Genomic DNA, 25,143 nt, shown 5'->3' on the forward strand with positions numbered 1-25,143 from the left:
GACTTCCCCCCGCCGGGTGAATGGGGATTCGCCCGGTCACTCATCTCCAGGGGGAGAACTTGCGCAGACAAGTGAAAAGAGCAGCTGCGGCCACTGTGGCCACTGCCGCAGCCGTCGCCCTCGCAGCGGGTATGACCAGCCCCGCGTCGGCGAAGCCCGAGCAGCGTGTCTCGGCCGCTGCCTCCTCGCTCAGCGTCAAGCACCACGTCACCCTGATCACCGGCGACCGTGTCGCCCTCGACGCCAAGGGCCGCGTCGTCGGCCTTCAGCGGGCCAAGGGGCGGGAGCACATCCCCGTCCAGGTCCGCAAGGCCGACGGACACACGCTCGTCATTCCCGCGGACGCGGCCCGCCTGGTCGCCTCCGGCAAGCTGGACCAGCGGCTGTTCGACATCACCGAACTGAACAAGGCCGCCACCCGCAAGGCCCAGAAGAACGGCCTGAAGGTCATCGTCGGCTACCGCGGTTCCGCCACGGCCGCCAAGCAGGACGTCCGCGACGCGGGCCACCTGCGCCGCAGCCTCACCGCGCTGAACGCGGACGCGGTGCAGACCCCGGTCAAGGACACCGCCGAGCTGTGGAACGCCGTCACCAACGGCGACAAGGCCGCCTCCGGCATCGCCCACGTCTGGCTCGACGGCGTCCGCAAGGCCTCGCTCGACAAGTCGGTGCCGCAGATCGGTGCCCCGGTCGCGTGGGCCGCCGGCTACACCGGCAAGGGCGTCAAGGTCGCCGTCCTGGACACGGGCGTGGACACCAGTCACCCGGACCTCAAGGACCAGGTGATCGACTCCAAGAACTTCACCGCCGCGGCCGACGCCAAGGACCACTTCGGTCACGGCACGCACGTCGCCTCCATCGTGGCGGGCACCGGCGCCAAGTCGGGCGGCAAGTACAAGGGCGTCGCCCCCGACGCCAAGATCCTCAACGGCAAGGTCCTGGACGACACCGGCTCCGGTGACGACTCCGGCATCCTCGCCGGCATGGAGTGGGCGGCCTCGCAGGGCGCCTCGGTCATCAACCTGAGCCTCGGCGGCTACGACACGCCCGAGATCGACCCGCTCGAGGCCGAGGTCAACAAGCTCTCCGCCGAGAAGGGCATCCTGTTCGCGATCGCCGCGGGCAACGAGGGCCCCCAGTCGATCGGTTCGCCGGGCAGCGCGGACGCCGCGCTCACCGTCGGCGCGGTCGACGACAAGGACAAGCTGGCCGACTTCTCCTCGACCGGCCCGCGCACCGGCGACGGCGCCATCAAGCCGGACGTCACCGCGCCCGGTGTGGACATCACCGCCGCCGCGGCCAAGGGCAGCGTCATCGACCAGGAGGTCGGTGAGAAGCCGGAGGGCTACCTGACCATCTCCGGTACGTCGATGGCCACCCCGCACGTCGCGGGCGCCGCCGCGATCCTGAAGCAGGAGCACCCCGACTGGGGCTACGCCGAGCTGAAGGGCGCGCTCACCGGCTCCGCCAAGGGCGGCAAGTACACGCCGTTCCAGCAGGGTTCGGGCCGGATCGCGGTCGACAAGGCCATCAAGCAGGCCGTGATCGCCGACCCGGTGTCGGTCGGCTTCGGTGTGCAGCAGTGGCCGCACACCGACGACACCCCGGTCACCAAGCAGGTGTCGTACCGCAACCTCGGCGACAAGGACGTCACCCTCAACCTGACCAGCACCGCCACCGACCCCAAGGGCCAAGCGGCGCCGACGGGCTTCTTCAAGCTCGCCGCGACCAAGGTGACGGTCCCGGCGCACGGCAAGGCCTCCGTCGGCCTGAGGGTCAACACCAAGCTGGGCGGCACCCTCGACGGCGCCTACTCCGCGTACGTGACCGCGACCGGCGACGGGCAGACCGTCCGCACGGCCGCCGCGGTGCAGCGCGAGGTGGAGTCGTACGACGTCACGCTGAAGTTCATCGGCCGTGACGGCAAGCCGGCCCAGTACTTCGACGCCGACATGACCGGCGTGGCCGGTCTGGCCGGCGGCCAGTGGCTGAACCCGTACGACCCGTCCGGCACGGTGAAGGTGCGCGCGCCCAAGGGCACGTACATCCTCAACACCGCCACCTACGTGGACCCGAAGGACGCCGCCAAGGGCGTCGACTGGATCGCCCAGCCGAAGCTGACCGTCTCCGGCAAGCAGACGATCACGATCGACGCGCGCAAGGCCAAGCCGGTGGACATCACCGTCCCGGCCACGGGCCTGAAGTCCGAGTTCGCCTCGCCGGAGTGGGACGTCACGATCGGCAACGGCCAGTACGGCTACGGCTGGTTCCTCGACTCGTACGCCAACTTCCACACCGCTCACCTCGGTGGGTCGCTGCCCGCGGGCACGCTCTACCAGCAGTGGGACGCGCACTGGTCCAAGGGCGCAGGCGAGGAGTACGACGTCACCACCGGCGGTTCGGTCACCAAGCTCGCCACCGGCTACACCAAGCACTACAAGGCGAGCGACCTGGCCACGGTGAAGGCCCGGCTCGGTGCCGCCGCGAGCGGCAAGAAGGGCACCGTCAACGCGGTGGGCTGGCTGCCCGGCAGCTCCGGAGCCTCCTCCATCAGCATCCCGCAGACCCTGCCCGGCACCCGCACCCTGCACCTGTCGGCCAAGGGCGGCGTGAAGTGGCAGCTGGAGTTCGAGCAGGACGGCGGGGTGGACCCGGACGGGTTCCCGATCGCCGACGCGTCCTACTCGGCCGGCGCCGAGTCCTTCACGGCGGGCAGGTCGTACTCGAAGACCTTCAACACCGCGGTCTTCGCCCCGCTGGTCAACGCCGACTTCGGTGTCTTCCGGGACGGCAACGAGATCTACGGCTCGCTGCCGCTGTTCGCCGACGGCGCCAAGCACATCGGTTCGTCGACGTTCACCTCGGCGACCACGACCCTGTACCGCAACGGTGTCAAGGTCGGCTCCAACAACGACCCGATGTTCGGCGAGAAGACCTTCAAGGTGCCCGCCGGTGACGCCGCCTACAAGCTGACCACCTCGGTCAAGCGCTCGGCCAAGGTGTCGGAGGCCTCCTCCCGGATCGACGCGGCGTGGACCTTCCGCTCCAAGAAGCCGGCGGGCGGTTCCGCGAAGCTCCCCGTCTCCGCCCTGTACTTCGGTGCCAAGACCGGCCTGGACAGCCGCGTCGAGGCCGGCAAGAAGGTCACCTTCCCGGTCACCGTCGAGGGCGCGGCCGCGGGCCGCAACCTGAAGTCCCTGACGGTGTACGTCTCCTACGACGGCAAGACCTTCAAGAAGGTCGACGTCCGCGGCGGCAAGATCACCGTGAAGAACCCGGCGAAGAACAAGGCCGTCTCGTTCCGCGCCAAGATCGCCGACAAGAAGGGCAACACGTCGACGATCACGATCTACAACGCGTACTACGGCAAGTGAGCCGCCGTACCTGAGTAGGCCGTGAGCGAACGGCCCGCCGGAGCAGCAGCTTCCGGTGGGCCGTTCGTGTTTGTGTGCCTGTATGACGGCTCACACAGTCGAGTACATCCGTTACCGCGTTCCTGACCAGCAGTCGGCCCAGTTCCTGGCCGCCTACACCCGCGCGGCCGTCCAGCTGGCCGCCGCTCCCCAGTGTGTCGACTACGGCCTGACCCGCTGCGAGGAGGAGCCCGAGTCCTGGATCCTGCGGATCACCTGGACGTCGACCGAGGACCACCTCCGGGGTTTCCGCAGTTCGGAGCTGTTTCCGCCGTTCCTCGCGGAGATCCGGCCGTATGTGGAGAACATCGAGGAGATGCGCCACTACCGGCCGACCGGTGTGCAGGGCGGCGGAGGTGCCGTGCCCACCCTGTACGACTGGGCGGGCGGCGCCGCGGCCTTCTCCCGCCTGACCTCGGTCTTCTACGACAAGGTGGTCAAGGACGACCTCCTCGCCCCGCTCTTCGCCGACCTGCCCGCCGAGCACGCGGAGCACGTCGCCCGCTGGCTCGCCGAGGTATTCGGCGGCCCGGCGGCATACTCCGAAACCCACGGCGGCCACGGCCAGATGGTCGCCAGACACTTCGGCAAGCACATCACGGAGGCCCAGCGCCGCCGCTGGGTCAATCTCATCCAGGACGCGGCGGACGACGCGGACCTCCCGAAGGACGCGGAGTTCCGCTCGGCGTTCCTGGCCTACGTGGAGTGGGGTACGCGCCTGGCCGTGTACTTCTCGTCCCCGGAAGCGAAACCGCCGGCGGAACAGCCGGTGCCGAAGTGGACCTGGGGGGCGATGCCGCCGTATCAGGGGTGAGCGGCGAGCGGACACCGGCCGTCGCTCACCCGGCCGCGCCGCGGGGCCTCAGCTGGCGCTCATGCCCCGCTCCGGCCACTGGCTGCGCTCCTCGAACAAGGCGTTGATCTTCCGGGACGCCTTCAGGAACGTGTAGTCGGCCGCACCGTCGTCGGACGTCGACGTACGGCTGCTCGTGTCCATGGTGAGCGTACGGTCCATCTCCGCGGGGTCCTCGCCGAACGAGTAACGGATGGATCCCGGCTGCTCGGACAGCTTCTTGAAGTAGACCAGGGATGCCATCACCACTCGCTCTCGAAATCTTCCCGCTTGTCGAGCGGAACCATGCTTTGCCAATTGTAGTTTTGGTTGGCCACTCGGTGCGCTTCCTGGTAAGTCGCGCCTGGGTGCGTACGCAGGTACTCGAGCTCTGTGAGCTCGTGTTCGAGCAGCACGTGGTCCTCGGGCAGCGCGTTGCCGGAACGCAGCCGAATCCAGGCATCGGCGATCTCGGCGTCCGCGTCGAACTTACGGGTGACGACCTTGCCGGTCTCGTAGTCCTCGATCGGGTGCTCGGTGTCGAAGACGTGCTTCTTGACGGTGGAGATCTCCTCTTCCGTGAACCCCGTCGTTCCGCCCGCGCGAGCCACGCCTTGGGTGTTGCGGCTGATGGCGGCGATGTCGCGGGAGTCCTGACGGAAGTTGTCGTAAGCGGCTTCCGCCCATTTCGTCTGGGCGGGATCGTCCAGGAGGTCGCGTGGCCGACGACGGGCGCCGGTGAGCCACTCGTCGCCGTTGCCTGTCGCCCTCAGGGCGGGACCGGCCTCTTCCGGCATGTTGGCCAGCAGCAGACGAGGGTCCGTCAGAGGCATGTCACCGCCGAGGAGACCACGCCAGCCGCCCGCTTCGGCCGCGGCCCTCGCACCACCGGCTGCCGCGCCGAACATGCCGCCGTAGAGCATGCCGTCCGTGGCCGCACGGCTGGCCTCGTCGAGGCTGAACCCCTTGCTCTCGCCGGTCGCGATCGCCACGGGTTGGGCGACCGCCAGGTCCACGGTGACGGATTCGACGCCCCCGAGCGCTGCGGTGGCCAAAGTGGTGCCCGCGATGGTGGCGACCTCGGTGGAGACGGTCACGCCGAGGGTTCCGGCCATCTCCACGATGCTCGCGGTGGCCGCAGCCGCGGCGCCTTCAGAGATGCCGGCCGTGAAGATGGCCAGAGCGGTTCCGGCGACGATCGTCGCTCCGACGATCTCCAGTTCGTGCTCGAGGTGCTTCGTGGCCGCATGGACGGCGTCGGCGTACTTGTCCAGGGCCTTGGCCATGTCCCGGGCGCCGTCGATCAGGTCCTGGAGCCAGCCGTGCTTCTCGTAGTAGTAGCGGCGCCAGAACGGGTCGTCGAAGGCCGAGATCGCCTCGCCCTTGTTGTGCTCGATGATGGAGCGGGCCGACTTGTTCGCGGCGGCCGCGACGTCCTCGACGTCGTCCGCGAAGTCTCGCCACGCCTTGGCCGCGTCCCGCAGCCCTCCCTCGTCGGCGGCCGGCCACCACATGCCGGTGACGTCCTGGACGATCTGCTTGGCCTTGTCGCCGACGCCGCTCATTCGCCCTGATCCCCGCTCGTGACGGTGATCTTGCTGAACATGGCTCGGACAGGCTCTCATTGTCGATGTGGCCGTCCGCCATGTCCGTCATCGCCTCATGGATGCTGGCCAGACCGTCGGCGAGGATCTGCGTCGCGTTCTCCATCTGCTTGACGTGCGGGGCGTATGCCTTGTGGAAGGCGGTGCCCTGTTCGTCGTCCCCCCAGGGCGAACCAGCCGCTCCCAGAGCCGTCCTGAGCTTGGTGAGCGCCTTGCCGAGGTCCGTGCTGTGGGTGTGGAAGTGGGGCGCGGTCGCCTTCAGATCGGCGATCTTGATCTGGAGTATCTCGCCCTTGCCGCCCGTGTCCCCCATGCGTCGCGTCCATCCCTCCGTCTGCCGAATCCCTCTGTACAGAGAGACGCATTCGGAGCGGGGAGCAGCGCAAGAACGCCAGTAAAGATCAACTCAACTCTGTCAGTGCGACGGCGTCGAGGTGCCCGTGCCCGCGCGGGTCGCGTCCGTGCCCCAGCTGGCCAGCAGACGCAGGGACTCCGCCGAGGGCGAACCGGGCTCGGCGTGGTACGTCACCAGCCCGAGGTCCGAGTCGCCCGCGAGGCGGAAGCCCTCGAAGTTCAGGGAGAGGTCGCCGACCAGGGGGTGGTGCAGGCGCTTGACGCCGTGGCTCTTCTCCTTGACGTCGTGGGTCGCCCACAGGCGACGGAACTCGTCGCTCTTCACCGACAGCTCGCCCACCAGCGCGGACAGCCGAGGGTCGTCCGGATAGCAGCCCGCGTCCATGCGCAGGGCACAGACGATGTCGATCGCCTTCTGCTCCCAGTCGACGAAGAGGTCGCGGTACTCGGGGCGCAGGAAGACGAGCCGGGCCCAGTTGCGCTCGGCGGGCGGCAGCTCCGACCAGTCGCCGAAGACCGCGGCCGCCATCCGGTTCCAGGCCAGGATCTCCGAGCGGCGCCCGACGACGTACGCCGGCACGCCCTCCATCACGTCCAGCAGCTGGCGCAGTGCCCCCCGCACCTGCTGCTGCCGTGCCGCCGGCTTCTTCTTGTGCGCCTTCGGCTTGGCCAGGTGGGTGAGGTGGGCGTGCTCGGCGTCGGTGAGGCGCAGGGCGCGGGCGATCGAGTCCAGGACCTCCGCCGAGACGTTGCGTCCGTTGCCCTGTTCCAGCCGGGTGTAGTACGCCACCGACACCCCGGCCAGCTGGGCCAGCTCCTCGCGGCGCAGCCCCGGCACCCGGCGGTGCCGTCCGAAGTCGCGCAGCCCCACGTCCTCCGGCTTCAGCCGGGCCCGCCGGCTGCGCAGGAACTCGCTCAGCTCGGCGCGCCGGTCCAGGGGCCGGCCGGCGGCTGCGCCCTGCTGTTCGTCCATACGGCCAGTATCGGCCGTCTCCCGTGGTCGTACGCCCGCCAGCCTGTCCCCGCCAGTGGTACGCACAGCGGTCGTACGAAGATCTGTGGTCTGGGTGAGCGGCGGCGCCCGCTGCAGGCTGGACGGGTGCCCGGTCGAAAGGCAGCCGGGCACGAACCCCCCTGCTAGGAGAACCCCGGCATGACCACTGTTGCTGCGTACGCCGCGCCCGCCGCGAAGGCCCCGCTGGAGCGGACCACCATCGAGCGGCGCGCGGTCGGTGAATTCGACGTCCTGATCGACATCGAGTTCGCCGGTATCTGTCACTCCGACATCCACCAGGCCCGCGAGGGCTGGGGCACGGCGATCTTCCCGATGGTCCCCGGCCACGAGATCGCGGGTGTCGTCTCCGAGGTCGGTCCCGGTGTCACCAAGTACGCCGTCGGCGACCGGGTGGGCGTCGGCTGCATGGTCGACTCCTGCCGAGAGTGCGAGAACTGCCTCAAGGGCCTGGAGCAGTACTGCCTGGGCGGCAACGTCGGCACCTACAACGCCGTCGGCAAGGACGGCGAGCCCACCTACGGCGGCTACTCGCAGAAGATCGTCGTCGACGAGAACTTCGTCGTACGGATCCCGGACGGCCTGTCCCTGGACGTGGCGGCCCCGCTGCTGTGCGCCGGTATCACCACGTACTCCCCGCTGCGGCACTGGAACGCCGGCCCCGGCAAGAAGGTCGCGGTCGTCGGGCTCGGCGGCCTCGGCCACATGGCGGTCAGGATCGCGCACGCGATGGGCGCCGAGGTGACCGTGCTCTCGCAGTCCCTGCGCAAGAAGGACGACGGGCTGAAGCTGGGCGCCGACCACTACTACGCCACCAGCGACCCGAAGACCTTCGAGGAGCTGGCCGGCACCTTCGACCTGATCATCTCGACGGTGTCGGCACCGCTGGACTTCGGCGCGTTCCTGTCGCTTCTCAGGACCGACGGCGCGCTGGTGAACGTCGGCGCCCCCGAGGAGCCGATCTCCCTCAACCTGTTCTCGGTGATCGCCGGCCGCAAGACCCTCGCGGGCTCGGGCATCGGCGGCATCCGGGAGACCCAGGAGATGCTCGACTTCTGCGCCGAGCACGGCATCGGTGCGGAGATCGAGCTGATCAGCGCCGCAGAGATCAACGAGGCGTACGAGCGGGTGCTGGCGAGCGACGTCCGGTACCGCTTCGTGATCGACACGGCGACCATCTGACGCCATTCGGTTCCGCCGCGTGGGGGCTGTGCGCGCCCACGCGGCGAAGCCGTGTCCCGGCACGGGGGCTAGGAGAGACCGAAGGCCTCACCGGCCCCGTACGCCCGCACCGCCACACCCCTCTCCCCGCCGGGCCGTGCGACATCGGGCCGTACGACATGAACGCGCCCGACCCCCGCCACCCGGCAACCCCCTCCGTTCACCTCGACCGCGGTGTTCTCGTCGACGGCGACGCCGTACGGCGCCTCTCCGCGGCCCACCACCGCGACCAGCCGCCCCAGCGTGCCCCACTGCGCTGCGTGCACATCCACGGCGAACGGCACGAGCCCGAGCCCCGCCCGTACGTCGATCTCCCCGAGATCCTCCGCGGTGTCCGCCGGGCACACCGGCACCCCGTCCGCCAGCCATCCCCCGACCACGGCCCGCCGCGCCGCAACGGCGGCGCCCGCGGAGAACCCCGCGTAGGGCAGCCCCCGGTCGGCGAGCAGCCGCGGCAGGCGGTCCAGGCACCCGGCGAACGCCTCCTGGTAGGCGGGCGTCAGCCCACCGCACACCAGGAGCCCGTCCACGCCGTCCAGTGCCCCCTCGGGCTCGAACCGGCCCCCGAGCGGTACCAGCAACGGCACGGGCGAGCACGGGCCGGCCTTCCGCAGCGCACCCGCATACCGCTCGAACTGCTCGGCCCCGTCCCCTTCGTCGACGATCACGCAGCCGATCCGCGGCACGTCCCCACCGTGCACCGCCGCTTGCCGCAGAAACGGCTCGTACACCTCCGGCACGTCCCAACCGCCACCCATCAGAAACGCAGAACTGCCCATCCGGACCCTCCCCTTGAGCGAAGTGCGAATGTGCGAATGTACGAGGACGCAGCCACCGCGGTCGCCTGAATTACCCGAGTCCGTTCATGCGGACGGCAGCGGCTGCTCCGTCCAGACGGTCTTGCCGTCGCGGCTGTAGCGGGTGCCCCACCGCTCCGTGAGCTGCGCGACCAGGAAGAGCCCGCGTCCGCCCTCGTCCGTGGTGAGAGCCCGTCGCAGGTGCGGGGAGGTGTGGCTGGTGTCGGACACCTCGCAGCTCAGGGAGTGCGTACGGATGAGGCGCAGGGTGACGGGTCCGGCCCCGTACCGGTAGGCGTTGGTGACCAGCTCGCTGGTGACCAGCTCGGTGGTGAAGGCCAGTTCGGTCAGCCCCCATTCGGTCAGTTTCGCCGTGGTCAGCTCCCTGGCACGGGCGGCGGAGGTCGCTTCCAGGGGCAGCTGCCACGAGGCGACGTTCTGCGGCCGCAGCACCCGGGTGCGGGCGATGAGCAGCGCGATGTCGTCGCTGGGGAGGTGGTCCTTGGGCAGCAGCGCGTCGACCACGGAGTGGCAGGTCTCTTCCAGCGGCTCTTCGGTGTGGGCGAGACATGCGCGCAGGTGTGCCAGCGCGGTGTCTATGTCGCCGTTGCGCGCCTCCAGGAGGCCGTCCGTGTAGAGCGTGAGCAGGCTGCCCTCGGGGAGGTCCAGATCGTACGTCTCGAAGGGCAGACCGCCCAGGCCCAGCGGTGGCCCCGCGGGCGGATCGAGCACGGTCACCTCACCGTCCGGGGTGGACACCAGCGGTGCCGGGTGGCCGGCGCGTGCCAGGGAGCAGTGCTGGGACACCGGATCGTAGACGGCGTAGAGGCAGGTGGCCCCGAGCACCTGCTCGATCGCCGTCCCGTTGTCGTCGGCGTTCGCCTCCAGCTCGGTGGCCAGCAGACTGACCAGATCGTCCAGCCCCGTCATCACCTCGTCCGGCTCCAGGTCGAGGCTGGCCAGGGTGCGTGCGGCCGCGCGCAGACGGCCCATCGAGGCCGCGGCGTGGATGCCGTGACCGACCACGTCTCCCACCACGAGGGCGACCCGGGCCCCCGACAACGGGATCACGTCGAACCAGTCACCGCCGATGCCCGGTTCACCGCTGGCCGGGAGATAACGGCACGCCACCTCCACGGCCGGCAGATCGGACACCGCGCTCGGCAGCAGACTGCGCTGGAGGGTCAGCGCGGCGCTCTGCTGCTGGGTGAAGCGGCGCGCGTTGTCGATGGAGACGGCCGCACGCGAGGCCAGCTCCTGGGCCACCGCGGCATCGTCGTCCTCGAAGGGCTCCGAAGTGCGCGACCGCCACAGACTCACCACGCCCAGCACCAGGCCGCGCGCCAGCAGGGGCACCGCGATCAGCGAATGAACGCCGAGCCCCAGCGCGATCTCGATCCGCCGCCGGTCCATGGCGTACCACTCGGGGCGCAGGGACAGCAGCCCGTCGAGAATCGGGCGACGCTCGGTCAGGCACCGCGCCTGCGGAGATTCCGGAAGCAGCGGGACCACGTCGCCCTCCTGGTACGGGACACGGCTCTCCGGTGGTGACAGGGCGGCCCGGACCAGCGGACCCGCCGTACCGGGACCTGGTTCGTCACCGAGTGTCACTGGCTTGAGAAGGTCCACCGAGCAGTAGTCGGACAGGCCGTGGGAGGCCACGTCGGCCAGTTCCCGAGCGGTCTGGGCCACGTCCAGCGAGGTCCCGATCCGGGCGCTCGCCTCGTTCAGCAGGGCGAGCCTGCGTTGCGCCCGGTGGCGGTCGGTCACGTCCTCGATCGTCTCGGCCACACCGAGGACCCGGCCCGAGGGATCTTCCATGCGGAATGCCGAAACGGACACGATCCGTTCCCGCCCCGGATCGTGGCGTGCCCGTGCGGACTGCTCCGTGAAGATCAACGGCTCGCCGGTCTCCAGGACGTGCCGTACCCGTTCGTCCTGCGGACCCGCGTCCTCGTCGACCATGAATTCGCGGGGGTGGTGACCCACCGGCGCCTCGGCCGGCACGCCGCTCGCCTTGGCGACCGCACGGTTGACCCGGATCACTCTCCGGTCCGGGCCGTAGGTGACCAGACCGATCGGGGACCGGCGGTACAGGCCGTCCAGTAGCGCGCGGTCCCGTTGCCAGGCGATGACCTCCGCGGCAGGAGCACCGACCAGGAGCCACTCCTGACCGCCCCCCTCCCGGGTGACCGCACGGGCCCGGAAACCCATCTCCAGGCGGTGTCCGTCGTGGTGCCGGACGGGCAGGACACCGAACCATCCCCCCGCCTTCACGGCTTCCACGACGACGGCCCGCACGACAGGCAGGTCACGGGCGTCGACCAGGAGGTCCTGCCACGCCCGTCCGAGCACTTCCTTGGCCGGATAGCCGAGCAACTCCTGCGCACGTGTGCTCCATGCGACCACGGTGCCTCGGTCGTCGAGCACGGCCGAGGCACCGTGCCCGATGGCGAACGGATCCTCCGGACTCTCGCTGAAATGCATCGACGGCGTCCCCATAGCCACCACCTGCCTCCGTGACTCCGATGTTCCTCCCCCCGGAGTCCGTCCGCGACCGACGCTCCCGGCGGATCCGGGCGCAAGGACACCGTCGTGCCGGGCCGGGATCAGGTCCCGCATCCCGCCCGGCGGCATCGGACTTCGGCCTCGGCCACACGGATCGGGCAGGTCACGCCCGTGCCGCCCAGGCCGCGCAAGCCGGACCCCCGCCGTGGCCGGGCTCTCAGAGACGGCTGTACTTCTCGATGTCCTCGGTGAACTCCTTGATCGCCTGTGCGGTGAGCGTCGGCCGGGTGTCGGCGATGGCGGTCATGTAGTCGTCGGTGCCGGCCGGCCGGCCCCTGCGCTGAACGACCTCACGCTCGAACGCCGCCTGCGCGCCCTTGCGGGCGGCGAACTCGATGTCGGCGGGGGTGAACAGTTCACTGGCCTCCACCAGTTGGGAGAGGTCCACCGAATCACCGGCGGCCCTGAGATAGCGGGTCCAGATCGCCGCGCGGGCGGTCGGGTCCGGCGGCCCGATGGGGATGACGTAGTCGAACCGGCCCGGCCTCAGGAAGGCCGGATCGAGCGACCGCACGGAGTTGGTGGCGCAGGCCAGCAGCCGCGCGTCGTGCTCGCGGAAGCCGGGGATCAGTTTGAGTAGCTCGTTGGTCACCCCGTGCCCCGGGTCGACGGCTTTTCCGGACCGCACGCCGGCGATCTCCTCGACCTCGTCGATGAAGAGCAGCACCGAGTCCAGTTCCGCCAGATCCGCGAAGGCCTCCCGAAGCGCCGCGGCCAGCCCCTCGCTCGTGTCGGCTGCGAGCCGGGACGGAAAGAGCTCCACGAACGGCCAGCCGAGCCGCGAGGCCACCGCTTTGGCGAAGCTGGTCTTCCCGGTGCCAGGGGGGCCGAACAGGATGATCGCCTTGGGCGGGGCGACACCGTAACGGTCGGCCAGCGCGGGCTCCGTCAGCGGGAGCACGACACGGCGTTCGACCACTTGCTTCTCGCGCTCCATGCCGGCCATGGCGTCCCAGAGTCCCTCCGGGAGCATGCGACCGCCCAGCGCCGCGAGAACGTCGGCGTTGGCGGTTCCGGGAGGTTCGAGCTTCTCGAAGTAGGTCAGGTCGTCGCGGAACCCGTAGCCGGAGTTCTCCAGGGCCTTCGTCCCGGCGGCACCGGCGGGCAGAAGCGCGCTGATGTGGCGCGTGCCCAGCGCTCGCAGGCGCCGCTCCAGCTCGGCGAGGAGCGCACTGCCGATCCCGCGCTCGCGCCAACGGGAGGCGAGCGCCACCAGGAGGATCCACCCTCGCTTGCCGTGCGCCTGGGCCACGGCCATGCCCACGAGTTCGTCCCCGACCACTGCGACGACCGCCGTCTGACCGCCCTTGGCTGCGGCCATGACCTCGGACACGGGAAACACCCGGTCCTCGCCGCCCCGGCGGCTCTGGTCCCAGATCTGAATGGCCTGGTCGAGATCGTCGTCGTGATAGTCGCGCAGATGCCAAGCGGGCATGGTCACCACCCTCACCAGGTGGGGGACTCCCATTATCCCAGCCAGGGCGTTCGGCGACGAACCTGGCGGTCAGCCGCCCCGCGGGCTCTCTCCTGCCGGGACCGCCGTGGACGCCCGGTCCGCCGGCACCGCCGGGGGTTCGGTGGCGACGGGAGCCCAGGCGCAGGCCAGCGAGCCGCCGACCAGACCACTGATCAGTCCGAGGAAGAGGCCGCCGAGGTTCGCGACGGGGAAGGAGATGAGAGTGAGCAGGAGAGTGGCGATCCCGGAGAACAGGCGAGGGTGCGGGTGGTACCAGAGGGTGAGCCCCAGGGAGATGAGCAGGACTCCGATGATCAGGGCTCCGGCCCCGGACGTGGTCGCCAGGGCCAGCGGAATTCCGCCCAGCTCCAGATTCGCGTACGGCCAGTACAGGATGGGCAGTCCCGCCGCCAGGGTGAAGAGCCCCGCCCAGAAGGGACGTTCGCCACGCCAGGTTCTGAATCTGCGCCGGGCCCGCGCTGCGACGACGCGCGGTCGGGGGCGTTCCGCGGGTACCGCCCGCCGGGGAATCAGAAGCATTCGTGACGGCCGTTCTCGAGCTGGACGCGCAGGCCCGGGATGTTGAACGTACCGGCGGTGAGCGCGACCGCGGTCAGGCGTACGTCGGTCAGGGTGACCGACGTGGCCTGCTGCCCGAAGCCGTCGGGGTCGAAGAAGCGCGAGTTCCTGTCACCGGGATTGATCGGACCCTTGGTGATCTCTCCCTGCGCGATGCCCTGCTCCAGGCCCCTGAAATCCGCCTGCCCGGCCGACTGGAACGTCGTGTCGAGGAACAGGTTCGATGCCTCGACCGGTCGGTCGTCTCCGCCGGTGAGCCTCAGCGTCTGCTCGCCCAGCACCGGGATCTCGACCAGTACGGACTGGCACAGCTCGCTGATCGTCGAGTGCCGGGCTCCGGTGACCAGCACCGGCACGTGTTCGCCCTTCCTGGTCACGTCCACCATGCCGTACGCGCTGAACCCGCGGGCGGTCAGCGTGTCCGCGCTGACCTGGAACCTCTTTCCGGAGATGAGGAACGAGGCGGCCAGTACCCCCTGTCCCATGGCGATGCCGAGGACAGCGCAGGCTGCGACGCTGGGTACCAGGACCGTCGCAAAACGCCGCCAGCGGGTTCTGCCGACACGGGGCGACATCCCGTCTCCTTCGGTCATGGCGCGAGCCGCCTCTACCTGGACGAAGCGGATGATTTCCTCGCTGTCCAGTGACGGATCCTAGGCTTCCGGTCGTCGCGATCGGCTGCACGCCGGGGCCGCCGTACGGGTGACGCCCACGTTGCTCGGCTCTTCGGGTGATGACACCCCGCGGGGTCAGCCCTCGGCCGGGGCCACGCCGATCGGGCAGGACACGCCCGTCCCGGCGAGCCTGTGCTGCCATGTGACCCGTTGGGCGGTGCGGGCGTGGAGAACGCGGTCAGGCCGGGAACCTTGACGATCGCTCTCTCTTCGATGCCTTGGCTGCCTCTCAGCTCTCCGACTGCCGGGCCCTCGCTGCAGCGTCCCGGTCACGGTAGTACGAGCGCCAGATCAACCGGTGCACTCGCGTCCAGCGTGGGATGGACCGTACGCCGGGGATGAAGGGGATCAGCACCAGACCCAGACTGAGAAGAGCCATCAGGCCCCAGATCAGGGCGTCGGCATTGCCGGACGACTTGAAGGGCTCGATCTGGTACCAGAACGTGTAGAGCCACAGCCACGCCTGGCCCGGGTAGTTTCCGGTCTCGTTCATCATTCCCCACTGGTCGCCGCCCAGGTGCTCGGCGCGGGCCAGGGACTCCAGATAGGAACCGTCGGAGAGAAAGAGCAGGGGGCGGGTGTAGTCGGTCTGGTAGAACTTGCCCGCAGCCTGCAACTCCCCGTCCAGAGAGCCCGACTCGGCCAGGTCGAGAAGGCGCGCGGTGAGGACGGGCACCGGGCCGTAGTCGCCTTCGGCGACCTTGGCGGGATCGCCGCCGGGAGACTTGGCCAGCGCGTCGGCATAGGCCTTGGCCCACGCCTGCTGCCGGGGGGCTGGAGCGGCGTTCCAGGCGGCGAGGGCCGCGCTGACGTCGGGCGGCTCGGGGGCGTCGGTCAGAGGACCGAGCACGAATTCCCTGGCGGTGTCCACCGGGGTGCGGACCCCGGCGATGCCCTGCAGCCCGACCGGGCCGAGTTTCTGGGCCGCATTCGGTGTGTGGTTGTACGGCGGCCCGTACTCGGCCGTCCCGCTCGTGCCGCCGAGTTCGGCCGCGGCGGTCGCCGTGAAGTCCGCGCCGTCCGCCCGCGACCAGGAGGCCAGTGTCACCGGCTTGACGTCGGGCGAGGAGAAGACTGCGGCCAGAGCGGCGGTGAGGACCGCCACCGCTACCAGGGCGATCGTGAACTCCTTGACCAGGTCGTACGGTCGGGTGGGGAACAGGGCCGGGTCCGGTACCGCGGACTTCCCGTGGTGTCGGCTCATCGCGGCGTTCCCCCCGCCGCAGGCGAGGCCGTGCCACCGGCCGTGGGATCCGTCGCCCCGATGGGCGGCACGATTCCGCGCCACCGGACCAGCAGGACGTGCCATGCGGTCAGCAGACCTAGGACGAACGGGAGCAGCACGATGTGCCACATCAGCATCTGCCCGAAGTCCAGCACGTTGAAGAACGCGCCGATGCCGACCGAGTTCAGCCCGTCCTTGGCCTGCCCGGCGATCCATTGCGAGTCAAAGTTCTGCTGGACCAGGTATCCGGTGAAGGCGGTGCCGATCGAGGTGAAGAAACACACCGCGCCGGTGACCCACGTCAGGGCCCGCCGGCCGCGCCAGGCGGCCATGAAGAACTTGCCCCACAGGTGGATGACCATGAAGAACATGAGCAGCTCGACGCTCCACAGGTGCAGGCTGTTCACGTACTTCCCGGTCGCCGAGATGTGCCACCAGGCGGGCCCCTTCAACGCGAGCACCCCACCGGTGACTAGCACCACGATCAGCGAGGCCACGGTGAGTACGCCGAAGACATAGATCCATGAGGCCATGTATGCCGGCTGGGCGTCCGGCAGCAGTTTGTCCGGAGGCAGAGCCGCGACCGCCCGCCGCCGCACCGCTCCGGTCCAGCCGCCCGTGGCGGACACGTTCTCGTACGGCCCGATGGCTGCGCCGCCCTCACCTGGGCCACTCATCTGCGGCCTTCGGGGAAGGGCAGCAGCAGGGCGGTGACAAAGACAACCACCATCAGGCCGATGACCACGAGGTTCGCGACGGACACCTGGACGACGCCCCAGTGCACATAGCGCCCGGTCCCGTTCAGATCGAGGGGCGCGGCCAGCGCCCGCTCACCCGACAGCACGAGTGCCGTGATTGTCATGGTCTCTCCGCCCATTCGTCTCCGCGCCGCCGATGACTAGCGAAGCGCCTCGTAGAGCTCTGGGCATCCGGGCTCGCCCGGACCATAGGCTGAAAGGCCGAAGGGGAACATGCTTCGGTGCGGGCGCTCCGGACGCTGCTCAGCAGCTCGCCGGCCCGCGGTTGGCTACTCGTCCGTGACTTCGGACGCGGGAGCGATGCCCGTCGGGCAGGACGCCCCCCAGTTCGTCCCGAACGGGGTACTTAGCTCGACGCCCGTCCCGGCGAGCCTGTGCTGCCATGTGACCCGTTGGGCAAGCTGATGACCCTGGGTGTCAGCGTCTGTTCCTCGGCGGTGTCGCGTTCCGCGCGCGGTCGAGGCTGCCGTCCCAGTCGCCGTCGCGGTCGAAGCTTGCTGCTCGGCATCCCCGTGACATGGGTGGGGCTGCATCGTGCCACCAGGTGAAATCGCCCACACGCATGATCGAGTGCCCGCAGTGGCGGCACACCGGCACCTCTACAAGCTCCGTCGTCGTGCGCTCGGCCACTGCCGTTGCCTCGTCTACCAGCTCATCGAGGCGGAGTAGGAGTACCTTCTGGCCGCTGAGCTCCGTGTTGTCCGTGAGGACCTGCCTCACGATGTACTGCGCTTCTCGTACGACGCGAACGCGATCCTCAACTTCCGCCAGGGCTCTGCGAGACCGACGGCTACAGTGCGTCGAACGGCGGCACGATGCGCACAATGATGATCAACGGCTCACGCGGCGCCACCAGAAAATAGAACCATCCGCCGGCGGCATCCATACGGCGCAGACCACCTGGCCGGGGACCGTTGCCGAGGTCGCTGACATCGATGCCCATACCGGCAAGCTCGACGAGCTGGTTGGCCAGACGCTCCACTTCCGCCACTACATGACCGGGGACGCCACCCGTCACGTGGTCGTGGTCAGGGTCGTACTCCCAGCGCCAGTCCACGCTCACCGGGTGGGGAGGCCGATGGCCGCGTGGGCCGCGTCCAGGATCCGCCCGATCTGCGAGGCGGCCTGCCGCGCCTGGGCGGCGTCGCCTGATTCGGCGGCGTCTTCCCAGCGGCGGAGGTCTGCCGCCATTTCGGGCTGGCGCTGGATGTGAACGTAGACGGCCCATTGGGTCACGAACCGCTGGAGCGGCGCCAGATCGGAGCCCTGCCGGGACTGGTCGGCCGCCTGATCCAGCTCCCGGGTGAAGGCCGGTAGTGAGGCAGGCGCGATCTGACTGATGGCCTGCCGCAGCGCGGCAACCGTGGCCGGGGGCTGGGGGATGAGCGGTTGCCCAGCGGTGGAGGTGGTCATGGCTGCTCCCATGGGCGCGATTCTGATCCCGAGCGTCAGCGTATCGGCCGGGATCACTTTTGCAGCGCTCGAACGAGTGAGGGAGAAGCGATACTGCTCCTACCTGCCGCTCGTCCCGCCTACGGTGGGCAACCAGGCCCCTGTCCGGCGCTCGGGGCGGTTCACTCGTCGTTGACGTCCAGGGCGGGCGCGACACCAGTCGGGCAAGATGCTCCCCAGTTCGTCCCGAACGGGGTACTTAGCTTGACCCCCGTCCCGCCCGAGCCGCAGTAGCCTGCCGGGTTCTTGTCCAGGTACTGCTGGTGACAGGCCTCGGCCGGGTAGAAGGTGCGGTCCTGTGCGGGGAGGATCTCCGTGGTGATCGTGCCGTGGCCGCAGTAGGTCAGGCGGCTCTGGTAGGAGGTGCGGGAGGCCTCGGCCGTGGCCGCCTGGGCCGGGGTGTGGGTGTAGATCGCCGAGCGGTACTGGGTGCCCACGTCGTTGCCCTGGCGGAAGCCCTGGGTCGGGTCGTGGGACTCCCAGAAGGTCTTCAGGAGGCGGTGGTAGGAGATCAGCGCGGGGTCGAAGACCACGCGGACGACCTCCGTGTGGCCGGTCAGGCCCGAGCAGACCTCCTCGTACGTGGGGTGCTCGGTGCAGCCGCCCTGGTAGCCGACCAGGGTGGTCCACACGCCCGCGGGGAGCTGCCAGAACCTGCGTTCCGCGCCCCAGAAGCAGCCCAGGCCGAAGTCGGCGGTCTCCAGGCCCTCGGGGTAGGGGCCGAGGAGCGGGGTGCCGAGGACGCTGTGACGCTCGGGGACCGTGAAGACGGGCAGGTCACGGCCCTTGAGCGCCTGCTCGGGGGTGGGCAGCTGGGGTGAGCGGCCGAAGAGCATGAGGTCTCCCTGTCGGTCTGGAAGGCGGGGCCGGCCCGGCACGTGGTGCAACGGCCCGGCCCTGCGCCGCATTCCGGTCAGGCCTCCGCGGCCACCGCCCGCACCGTGTCGTTGCGGACCTGGCAGTACTGCGCCGCGGCGCCGTCGCCCCGGTAGCTCCACGGCAGTGCTTTCACATGCCCGTCGACCAGCTTGAACTGCTCCAGTGCCGCCTCGTGCCGGTCCTGGAGGTGGAGGTAGAACGCCAGCAGGTGACGCAGCTGTGCCAGGCCCGGGTGGGCGGGGTCGGCGGCCGCCGCGTCCGTGAGGGCCACGTCCACCCGGGCCACCATCTCGGGCGTGTTGTCGGCCGCGGTGTCGGTCGACTCGTCGTGCTCGAAGTGCGCGATGAGCGGCAGCGCCGTCAGCAGGCTGCCCAGCGGCGCCTCGGCCGCCGCACGCTCGGCGAAGTCGAACGCCAGCTGCTGCGAACCCCGCCACTTCGCGCACCAGTACTGGAGAGCCGAGAAGTGGGCCCCGAAGTGGTGCGGGGCGCGGGTCGTGATCTCCGCCCAGAGCTTGTCCATCTCGGCGTTGGCGTACCCGAGACCGAGCGCCACCCAGATCTCCGCGACGTACGGCGTGGGGTCGTCGGGGTTGAGGGCGGCCGCCCGCGCGATCTCCTCGCGTGCGCCCGCCAGCGTCCGGTGGAAGCCCTGGGCCTGTTCCCGCGTCGTGTACTCGGCCGTCTTCGCACCCCGCAGCTCCCAGGCGAGGTACACCGTGCTCTGTGCCCGGACCACGGCCGCGTCCGGGTCCTCGGGGTGCGCGGCCTCCCAGGCCAGCAGCCACTCGTCGTCCTTGGCGGCGAGCGTTGCCAGGTGGCCGACGAGGGTCGTGCGGCGCTCCCAGTCCCGGCCGACGGCGCGCAGCGCCTCGGCGGCGGGCTCCCGGTCACCGCGGCGCACCGCGTCGAGGGCGGCGGCCCAGTCGGCGGGCAGCGCGGCGGGGTGGTCCGTGTTCTGCCGTTCGGCGGGCAGCAGACCGAGCTTCTCGGCGGCCTGCGCGGCCTCGGTGCCGTCGTCGGGGCTCGGGTTGAAGTACTCCTTGAGGAACACCCCGGCGATCCACACCACGAAGATCAGCGTGGGTACGGCCAGGACGGCCAGGATCCAGAGCAGCACGGTCATGGGAGAGCGCGGTCCGTTTCGTCGAGGGGGAGGCGAGGGAGAGTCGAGGGGAGCGCCGAACGGGCGGCGTCGCTCACGCGGGCTGTGCCGCCGTCGGCGGCAGCAGCGCCCGCAGCGGTGCGGTGTCGGGGTGGTCGGCGAGCGCCGCCTCCACGGCGGCTTCCAGCGCGGCCTTGGGGTCGTCGGCAGGGGTGTTCTCCGAGGACCAGCCGGGCAGCCGGACGACGGCCTCGCGGGACCAGGAGAACTCCCACTGCAGCAGTGAACGCGCGCTGAACTCGGCCAGCACCATCGTCCGCAGCATCCAGTGCAGCCGGGGCCGTACGAACTCGCGGAAGGCCCGGCCCTTGGCGGCTGCCGCCTCCTCGGACAGCGGCAGCCGTTCCGCCAGCCGCCACAGCCGGCCGTCGTCGATGACGTCCAGCAGCGCGGACAGCGTCGCGGGCTGCCCGGTGTAGTCGGTGAGCGCTTCGTGCAGCTGGGTGCGTGCGCAGGACAAGTCCTCGGCCATGGAGGCGTTCAGCAGTTCCGGCCACTCGGCGGTGCGCCGGAAGGAGAGGACCTCGTCCGTCAGGGCGGTGTCCTCCAACGCGGCCAGGGTGCGCTGCGGGTCGGTGAGCAGGGCGAGGGCCGCGTCCGTGGCCTCCTCGGTGCGCCCGTCGGAGGGCAACTCCTCGATCCGGCGCACCCGTTCGGCGATCGGCGGATGGGAGTCGTACGGCGATGCAGGCGCGGCCGGCAGTTCGGCCCGCAGCTTGACCAGCTCCTCTTCCCGGGCGGTCAGCAGCCGGCCGAAGCCGCCGAAGAACTCGCCGCGCGGCGGCAGCAGCCGTGCCGGCAGGCCCAGGGTGGCGTAGGAGTCGAGGTAGAACTCGTGGGATTCGGCCAGGACCGGGATCTCGCGCAGCGCCGACGCGGTCGCATCCCGCCCGGCGATCCGGGCGGCGGCCAGGTCGGCCGCGTACTCCTGGGCGCGGGCCGTGGACAGGGAGGCGCGCAGGTAGAGCTTGCCGTAGGCGGTGTAGATCTTCGCCATCGTCCGGTACGTCGCCCCGGCCCCGGCGGTGTCGATCCGCTTCGCCTTCCTGCCCTTCGCGACCCGCTTGGCGGAGGCCTGCTCCTGACGCGCGCGCTCGGCGGCCACCTTGCCGTCGGCCTTGGCGTGGAACTGCCCGATGACCCGGGCGATCTGCACCCGGCCGCGCACCACGAGCGCGGACAGCCGGGTGTCGCCGCCGGTGAAGTGGCCGTACTCGTGGGCGAGTACGCCGCGCAGCTGCGCCTCGGTGAGACCGGTCAGCAGCGGCACGCCGAGGAAGAGGCGGCGGGGGCCGGGGAGCAGGCCGAGGAAGCGGGACTCCTCGCTGACGGCCGCGTTGACGTCGGCGGTGAGCAGGATCCGGTCGGGTGCGCGGGTGCCGGTCGCCGCCGCGAGGTCACGGACCAGCGCCCACAGCCGGGGCTCGTCGGCCTCGGAGACCGGGATACCGGCCGGCTCCTCGCCCCGGGGTGTGCGCAGCATGAACATGCCGCGTACGACGGGGACGGCGAGCACCGCGGTGACGATGAGGAGTTTGAACGCGGCCGGGCCGCGCAGTCCCCAGCCGAACGCGGCGACGTCGGCACCGACCAGCACCGCGAGCAGCAGCAGACTCAGCAGATAGAAGCCGAACAGCAGGACCAGGGCGCGCAGCGCGCGCAGAGTTGCGCCCATCGGGCAGATCCCCCCACGGACCCAGTGACATGGACATGGCAAACACCGAGCCGCGGTGCTGCCGGTGAGTGTGGGGGGACTCGGAGCACGCCCGAAGCCGGCTCAAGGCAAAGCAAGAGCAAACTCGGAGCATGCGGAGTATGCCCTACCGCAGGTCAGCAGGGCAATCCACTTGAGCCAAGGAGGTCCGGCAGGTCAGCCGGGCAGAGTCGCCGGGCTGCCGCCGTTGGCCTCGTAGCCCGCCACCGCCAGCGCGCGGTGCACGGCGAAGGCCGCGGCCGGGTCGTCGGACAGCGTCCAGGGCAGCGCGCCCACATGGCCGTCGACGTGTACGAGCTGGTCCATGGCCTCCGCCCAGCGCTCGGCGCGGACCAGGAAGAAGAGCAGCAGATGGCGTACGTGCGCGAGCATCGGGTCGTCGGGGCGGGCCGTGTGCACCGCGTGCAGCGCGCCGTGCATCGCCTTGGTGACGACCTCGCTCTGGTAGAAGCTCACGACCAGGTTCACCTCAGGGATGTGCTCGAAGACCGCGAACAGCGGCAGTGCGGCGAGCAGCGAGCCCTCGGGCGCGCGGGCCGCCGCGGCCTCGGCGAACGCGTAGGCCGACTCGCGCGAGCCGTGCCACTTCTCGCACCAGTAGTGCAGCGCGGCCAGGTGCGCGCCCATGTGGTTCGGCGCGCGGTCCGCGATGTTCAGCCACAGCTTCTCGAACTCGGGCTGCGGATAGGCGAGGCCGCGGGCGACGGACAGCTCGACGATGTACGGCACCGGGTCGCCGGGGGCGAGCAGGGCCGCCTGCGCGCAGGCCTGCCTGGCCTCCTCCATGATGATGCGGAAGTCGTCCGTGCCCGGCGTCGACGTCCGCCACGCCTGCTGCACCAGGAACTCGGCGTGCACCGCCGCGCCGCCCGCGTCCTTGGGCTGCTCGGCCCGCCACACCCTGAGCCACTGCCCGCCCGGCGTCTCGTGCACCCCGCCCGGCCGCTGCGCGAGCTCCAGCGCCGCCGCACCGGCGAAGGCCTGCACCCGCTGCCAGCGCGCCTCGTCCTCGGCCTCGGTGCCGGCCAGCAGCTGGGCCGCCGCGCGGTAGTCCTGCGTGCGCTGCACCAGCTCCAGGACGTCCAACAGGTCCTGGTCGGGGCCGGGCATCCGCACGTCCAGCTCCTCCTGGCGCACGAAGCCGTAGTCCGCCGGGTCGGCGGCGTCCGGGTGGCCGGGGGACACCAGCCCCATGGCCCCGCGCCTGCGCCGGATGATCGGGAGCAGCACGAAGCCCAGCAGGACCAGCGCCATGAGCAGCCAGAGAATCGACATGCCTCCAGCGAACCAGACGCCGCCGACAATTGGCCAACCCCGCCCGCCGGGCCTGTGGACAACCTCGATACCCGTGTGCGGACGCCAGCATCCGGTCGGGCGCACTACGCTCGGTGGACATGAGCGACAGGCACATCAGTCAGCACTTCGAGACTCTCGCGATCCACGCGGGCAACACCGCGGATCCCCTCACCGGCGCGGTCGTCCCGCCGATCTACCAGGTCTCGACCTACAAGCAGGACGGCGTCGGCGGCCTGCGCGGCGGCTACGAGTACAGCCGTAGCGCCAATCCGACCAGGACCGCCCTGGAGGAGAACCTCGCCGCGCTGGAGGGCGGCCGCCGCGGCCTCGCCTTCGCGTCCGGCCTGGCGGCCGAGGACACCCTGCTGCGCACGCTGCTCAGCCCCGGCGACCACGTCGTGATCCCGAACGACGCCTACGGCGGCACCTTCCGCCTCTTCGCCAAGGTCGTCAGCCGGTGGGGCGTGGAGTGGTCCGTCGCCGACACCAGCGACCCGGCCTCCGTGCGGGCCGCCATCACCCCGAAGACCAAGGCCGTGTGGGTGGAGACCCCCTCCAACCCGCTGCTCGGCATCACCGACATCGCCACGGTCGCCCAGATCGCGCACGACGCCGGGGCCAGGCTCGTCGTCGACAACACCTTCGCCACGCCCTACCTCCAGCAGCCGCTGTCGCTCGGGGCGGACGTCGTCGTGCACTCCCTGACCAAGTACATGGGCGGCCACTCGGACGTGGTCGGCGGTGCGCTGATCGTCTCCGACCAGGCGCTGGGCGAGGAGCTGGCCTACCACCAGAACGCGATGGGCGCCGTCGCCGGCCCCTTCGACTCCTGGCTGGTGCTGCGCGGCACCAAGACCCTCGCGGTGCGCATGGACCGGCACAGCGAGAACGCCACGCGGATCGCCGACATGCTGACCCGGCACCCGCGCGTGACCCGAGTCCTGTACCCGGGCCTGCCCGAGCACGCCGGCCACGAGGTCGCCGCCAAGCAGATGAAGGCGTTCGGCGGCATGGTGTCCTTCCAGGTCGACGGCGGCGAGGAGGCCGCGGTCGAGGTCTGCAACCGCGCCAAGGTGTTCACCCTCGGCGAGTCGCTCGGCGGCGTCGAGTCGCTCATCGAGCACCCGGGCCGGATGACGCACGCCTCCGCGGCCGGCTCCGCCCTGGAGGTCCCCGCCGACCTGGTGCGCCTGTCCGTGGGTATCGAGAACGTCGACGACCTGCTGGAGGACCTGCAGCAGGCGCTCGGCTAGTCCCGCGTCACCAGCCGGTGACCGGTGGAGTCGTCTGCGAGGGCGGCTCCACCCAGGGATGGACGTGCACCGCCCAGACGGTGAACGCCACCGCCGCGGCGCACAGCAGCAGCCACCACAGGCGGCGGGCGAGCCGCCGGCGGCTCAGCATGCGGTCGCCGCGGCGCACGGCCTCGCCGTACAGGTCCGGCGGCAGGGGTGCCGGGGTCTGCTCCAGGATCCGTCGCACGGCGGCCTCCCGCTGGGGACGGTTCACCTGGGCCTCCCGGCGGGCCGTGAGGCCCAGGACGGTGTCGCCCTCGCCGCGCGCGGGGCGGCCGGGACGGGCGCCGGATGCAGCACTGTGGCCGTGGCCCGGTCGCAGATCGAGTGCACCCGCTCGACCGGCAGACCGAGCAGGGCCGCCGCCTGTTCCTCGGCGACTCCCTCGTACATCCGCAGCACCAGGACCAGCCGTTCCTGCGGGTTCAGCTCGACGAGCGGGCTGCGCGGATGCGGCCGTGCGCGGCCGACGGCGCCGTAGTGGTGCCAGGCCCCGCGCTGGAATCGGGCGGCCAGGTACTGGCGGGCGCAATCGTAGGGGTCGTCGCCGTGCAGCCGGTCCCAGCCGGCGTAGGTGTGGGCGAGCGCCAGCGTCAGCAGGCGCCGCGCGCGCGGGTTGGCGTCCGGCGCCTCCGCGGTGAGCAGCGTGGCGGTGTGCAGCAGGCGGCCTGCCGCGCCCGCGACGAACGCCTCGAACTCCCGGGCCCGACGGGCGGCACGGGATGCCTGCCGATCACGCACCGCGCCTCCCCCCTGAGGAGGTCCTGTCCGGTACGGGACAGGTGAACCGCGCACGACGCAGGACCCGGTCTCATATGAGGCCAGTGACGGCCCAAGGTCAAGACTCGG

Annotated in this window: 24 protein-coding genes; 4 read left to right on the forward strand and 20 right to left on the reverse strand. The window is 70.6% G+C overall.

What is annotated here, in order from left to right; all coding sequences use genetic code 11:
• The first annotated feature begins 71 nt into the window (after positions 1-71).
• Both AC07DS_RS06605 and AC07DS_RS06610 read left to right on the forward strand, forming a co-directional pair.
• Positions 72-3,374 (forward strand): S8 family peptidase, encoded by a 3,303-nt coding sequence (locus tag AC07DS_RS06605; RefSeq protein WP_479143251.1) that lies wholly within the window; start codon positions 72-74, stop codon positions 3,372-3,374.
• 82 nt (positions 3,375-3,456) lie between these two features.
• Positions 3,457-4,227: a globin domain-containing protein gene (locus tag AC07DS_RS06610; protein ID WP_479143252.1), complete on the forward strand. Its 771-nt coding sequence runs from the start codon at positions 3,457-3,459 to the stop codon at positions 4,225-4,227.
• A gap of 48 nt (positions 4,228-4,275) precedes the next feature.
• Here the strand turns inward: AC07DS_RS06610 and AC07DS_RS06615 are convergent, their stop codons facing one another.
• From AC07DS_RS06615 to AC07DS_RS06625, 3 genes are all read right to left on the reverse strand, one after another.
• A complete protein-coding gene (locus AC07DS_RS06615; protein ID WP_479143254.1) occupies positions 4,276-4,509 on the reverse strand; it encodes a hypothetical protein in 234 nt (77 codons plus the stop codon).
• Positions 4,509-5,810, reverse strand: coding sequence for a WXG100-like domain-containing protein (locus tag AC07DS_RS06620; protein ID WP_479143255.1), 1,302 nt, complete (start codon positions 5,808-5,810; stop codon positions 4,509-4,511). The genes AC07DS_RS06615 and AC07DS_RS06620 overlap by 1 nt, the downstream gene beginning before the upstream one ends.
• 454 nt (positions 5,811-6,264) lie before the next feature.
• Positions 6,265-7,176 (reverse strand): helix-turn-helix domain-containing protein, encoded by a 912-nt coding sequence (locus AC07DS_RS06625; RefSeq protein ID WP_479143256.1) that lies wholly within the window; start codon positions 7,174-7,176, stop codon positions 6,265-6,267.
• Positions 7,177-7,356: 180 nt separating this feature from the next.
• Between AC07DS_RS06625 and AC07DS_RS06630 the strand changes: the two genes are divergently transcribed.
• The gene (locus AC07DS_RS06630; RefSeq protein ID WP_479143258.1) at positions 7,357-8,397 is read left to right on the forward strand and encodes an NAD(P)-dependent alcohol dehydrogenase; all 1,041 of its coding nucleotides are present in this window, start codon (positions 7,357-7,359) and stop codon (positions 8,395-8,397) included.
• A gap of 68 nt (positions 8,398-8,465) precedes the next feature.
• Here the strand turns inward: AC07DS_RS06630 and AC07DS_RS06635 are convergent, their stop codons facing one another.
• The 15 genes from AC07DS_RS06635 to AC07DS_RS06705 all read right to left on the reverse strand — a co-directional run bounded on the left by AC07DS_RS06635 (position 8,466) and on the right by AC07DS_RS06705 (position 22,978).
• Positions 8,466-9,215 carry a type 1 glutamine amidotransferase family protein gene (locus tag AC07DS_RS06635; protein WP_479143260.1) on the reverse strand — a complete coding sequence of 250 codons (750 nt, stop codon included), beginning with the start codon at positions 9,213-9,215 and terminating at the stop codon, positions 8,466-8,468.
• 84 nt (positions 9,216-9,299) lie between these two features.
• Positions 9,300-11,720 (reverse strand): SpoIIE family protein phosphatase, encoded by a 2,421-nt coding sequence (locus AC07DS_RS06640; protein ID WP_479143262.1) that lies wholly within the window; start codon positions 11,718-11,720, stop codon positions 9,300-9,302.
• Positions 11,721-11,958: 238 nt separating this feature from the next.
• A complete protein-coding gene (locus AC07DS_RS06645; RefSeq protein WP_479143263.1) occupies positions 11,959-13,236 on the reverse strand; it encodes an ATP-binding protein in 1,278 nt (425 codons plus the stop codon).
• 69 nt (positions 13,237-13,305) lie between these two features.
• A complete protein-coding gene (locus AC07DS_RS06650; protein WP_479143264.1) occupies positions 13,306-13,797 on the reverse strand; it encodes a DUF6114 domain-containing protein in 492 nt (163 codons plus the stop codon).
• The gene (locus AC07DS_RS06655) at positions 13,788-14,411 is read right to left on the reverse strand and encodes a DUF6230 family protein (RefSeq protein WP_479143265.1); all 624 of its coding nucleotides are present in this window, start codon (positions 14,409-14,411) and stop codon (positions 13,788-13,790) included. Before AC07DS_RS06655 ends, AC07DS_RS06650 begins: the two co-directional genes overlap by 10 nt.
• A gap of 328 nt (positions 14,412-14,739) precedes the next feature.
• Positions 14,740-15,714 carry a hypothetical protein gene (locus tag AC07DS_RS06660; protein WP_479143267.1) on the reverse strand — a complete coding sequence of 325 codons (975 nt, stop codon included), beginning with the start codon at positions 15,712-15,714 and terminating at the stop codon, positions 14,740-14,742.
• Positions 15,711-16,412: a cytochrome b N-terminal domain-containing protein gene (locus AC07DS_RS06665; protein WP_479143268.1), complete on the reverse strand. Its 702-nt coding sequence runs from the start codon at positions 16,410-16,412 to the stop codon at positions 15,711-15,713. The genes AC07DS_RS06660 and AC07DS_RS06665 overlap by 4 nt, the downstream gene beginning before the upstream one ends.
• Positions 16,409-16,597, reverse strand: coding sequence for a hypothetical protein (locus AC07DS_RS06670; protein ID WP_479143270.1), 189 nt, complete (start codon positions 16,595-16,597; stop codon positions 16,409-16,411). Before AC07DS_RS06670 ends, AC07DS_RS06665 begins: the two co-directional genes overlap by 4 nt.
• 313 nt (positions 16,598-16,910) lie before the next feature.
• Entirely contained in the window at positions 16,911-17,213 is a 303-nt protein-coding gene (locus AC07DS_RS06675; RefSeq protein WP_479143272.1) for a hypothetical protein, read from the reverse strand.
• Positions 17,214-17,283: 70 nt separating this feature from the next.
• A complete protein-coding gene (locus AC07DS_RS06680; protein WP_479143274.1) occupies positions 17,284-17,556 on the reverse strand; it encodes a hypothetical protein in 273 nt (90 codons plus the stop codon).
• Complete coding sequence (locus AC07DS_RS06685; RefSeq protein WP_336111830.1) at positions 17,553-17,906, reverse strand: DUF6247 family protein; 354 nt, start codon at positions 17,904-17,906, stop codon at positions 17,553-17,555. The genes AC07DS_RS06680 and AC07DS_RS06685 overlap by 4 nt, the downstream gene beginning before the upstream one ends.
• Before the next feature lie 161 nt (positions 17,907-18,067).
• On the reverse strand, positions 18,068-18,781 hold the full coding sequence (msrA, locus tag AC07DS_RS06690; protein ID WP_479143276.1) for a peptide-methionine (S)-S-oxide reductase MsrA: 714 nt from the start codon (positions 18,779-18,781) through the stop codon (positions 18,068-18,070).
• Positions 18,782-18,858: 77 nt separating this feature from the next.
• Complete coding sequence (locus AC07DS_RS06695; RefSeq protein ID WP_479143278.1) at positions 18,859-19,950, reverse strand: hypothetical protein; 1,092 nt, start codon at positions 19,948-19,950, stop codon at positions 18,859-18,861.
• A gap of 73 nt (positions 19,951-20,023) precedes the next feature.
• Entirely contained in the window at positions 20,024-21,664 is a 1,641-nt protein-coding gene (locus AC07DS_RS06700; protein WP_479143279.1) for a M48 family metallopeptidase, read from the reverse strand.
• 195 nt (positions 21,665-21,859) lie between these two features.
• On the reverse strand, positions 21,860-22,978 hold the full coding sequence (locus AC07DS_RS06705; protein ID WP_479143281.1) for a hypothetical protein: 1,119 nt from the start codon (positions 22,976-22,978) through the stop codon (positions 21,860-21,862).
• Positions 22,979-23,097: 119 nt separating this feature from the next.
• Here AC07DS_RS06705 and AC07DS_RS06710 point away from each other — a divergent pair, with 119 nt between their 5' ends.
• Positions 23,098-24,252 (forward strand): cystathionine gamma-synthase, encoded by a 1,155-nt coding sequence (locus AC07DS_RS06710; RefSeq protein WP_145879884.1) that lies wholly within the window; start codon positions 23,098-23,100, stop codon positions 24,250-24,252.
• A 7-nt stretch (positions 24,253-24,259) separates the two neighbouring features.
• Here AC07DS_RS06710 and AC07DS_RS06715 read toward each other — a convergent pair whose 3' ends face one another.
• Together AC07DS_RS06715 and AC07DS_RS06720 are read right to left on the reverse strand one after the other, a co-directional pair.
• Complete coding sequence (locus tag AC07DS_RS06715) at positions 24,260-24,508, reverse strand: hypothetical protein (protein WP_145879886.1); 249 nt, start codon at positions 24,506-24,508, stop codon at positions 24,260-24,262.
• Positions 24,505-25,035, reverse strand: a complete 531-nt coding sequence (locus AC07DS_RS06720; protein WP_479143283.1) for a sigma factor-like helix-turn-helix DNA-binding protein — start codon at positions 25,033-25,035, stop codon at positions 24,505-24,507. The genes AC07DS_RS06715 and AC07DS_RS06720 overlap by 4 nt, the downstream gene beginning before the upstream one ends.
• Positions 25,036-25,143 lie beyond the last annotated feature (108 nt).

It is taken from the genome of Streptomyces sp. NPDC044064 (assembly GCF_056434245.1).

Excerpts from the sequence above, each read along its gene's own strand:
- AC07DS_RS06610 (WP_479143252.1), top strand. The coding sequence starts at position 3,457 with ATGACGGCTCACACAGTCGAGTACATCCGTTACCGCGTTCCTGACCAG.
- AC07DS_RS06615 (WP_479143254.1), bottom strand. The coding sequence starts at position 4,509 with ATGGCATCCCTGGTCTACTTCAAGAAGCTGTCCGAGCAGCCGGGATCC.
- AC07DS_RS06620 (WP_479143255.1), bottom strand. The coding sequence starts at position 5,810 with ATGAGCGGCGTCGGCGACAAGGCCAAGCAGATCGTCCAGGACGTCACC.
- AC07DS_RS06625 (WP_479143256.1), bottom strand. The coding sequence starts at position 7,176 with ATGGACGAACAGCAGGGCGCAGCCGCCGGCCGGCCCCTGGACCGGCGC.
- AC07DS_RS06630 (WP_479143258.1), top strand. The coding sequence starts at position 7,357 with ATGACCACTGTTGCTGCGTACGCCGCGCCCGCCGCGAAGGCCCCGCTG.
- AC07DS_RS06635 (WP_479143260.1), bottom strand. The coding sequence starts at position 9,215 with ATGGGCAGTTCTGCGTTTCTGATGGGTGGCGGTTGGGACGTGCCGGAG.
- AC07DS_RS06640 (WP_479143262.1), bottom strand. The coding sequence starts at position 11,720 with ATGCATTTCAGCGAGAGTCCGGAGGATCCGTTCGCCATCGGGCACGGT.
- AC07DS_RS06645 (WP_479143263.1), bottom strand. The coding sequence starts at position 13,236 with ATGCCCGCTTGGCATCTGCGCGACTATCACGACGACGATCTCGACCAG.
- AC07DS_RS06650 (WP_479143264.1), bottom strand. The coding sequence starts at position 13,797 with ATGCTTCTGATTCCCCGGCGGGCGGTACCCGCGGAACGCCCCCGACCG.
- AC07DS_RS06655 (WP_479143265.1), bottom strand. The coding sequence starts at position 14,411 with ATGTCGCCCCGTGTCGGCAGAACCCGCTGGCGGCGTTTTGCGACGGTC.
- AC07DS_RS06660 (WP_479143267.1), bottom strand. The coding sequence starts at position 15,714 with ATGAGCCGACACCACGGGAAGTCCGCGGTACCGGACCCGGCCCTGTTC.
- AC07DS_RS06665 (WP_479143268.1), bottom strand. The coding sequence starts at position 16,412 with ATGAGTGGCCCAGGTGAGGGCGGCGCAGCCATCGGGCCGTACGAGAAC.
- AC07DS_RS06670 (WP_479143270.1), bottom strand. The coding sequence starts at position 16,597 with ATGACAATCACGGCACTCGTGCTGTCGGGTGAGCGGGCGCTGGCCGCG.
- AC07DS_RS06685 (WP_336111830.1), bottom strand. The coding sequence starts at position 17,906 with ATGACCACCTCCACCGCTGGGCAACCGCTCATCCCCCAGCCCCCGGCC.
- msrA (WP_479143276.1), bottom strand. The coding sequence starts at position 18,781 with ATGCTCTTCGGCCGCTCACCCCAGCTGCCCACCCCCGAGCAGGCGCTC.
- AC07DS_RS06695 (WP_479143278.1), bottom strand. The coding sequence starts at position 19,950 with ATGACCGTGCTGCTCTGGATCCTGGCCGTCCTGGCCGTACCCACGCTG.
- AC07DS_RS06700 (WP_479143279.1), bottom strand. The coding sequence starts at position 21,664 with ATGGGCGCAACTCTGCGCGCGCTGCGCGCCCTGGTCCTGCTGTTCGGC.
- AC07DS_RS06705 (WP_479143281.1), bottom strand. The coding sequence starts at position 22,978 with ATGTCGATTCTCTGGCTGCTCATGGCGCTGGTCCTGCTGGGCTTCGTG.
- AC07DS_RS06710 (WP_145879884.1), top strand. The coding sequence starts at position 23,098 with ATGAGCGACAGGCACATCAGTCAGCACTTCGAGACTCTCGCGATCCAC.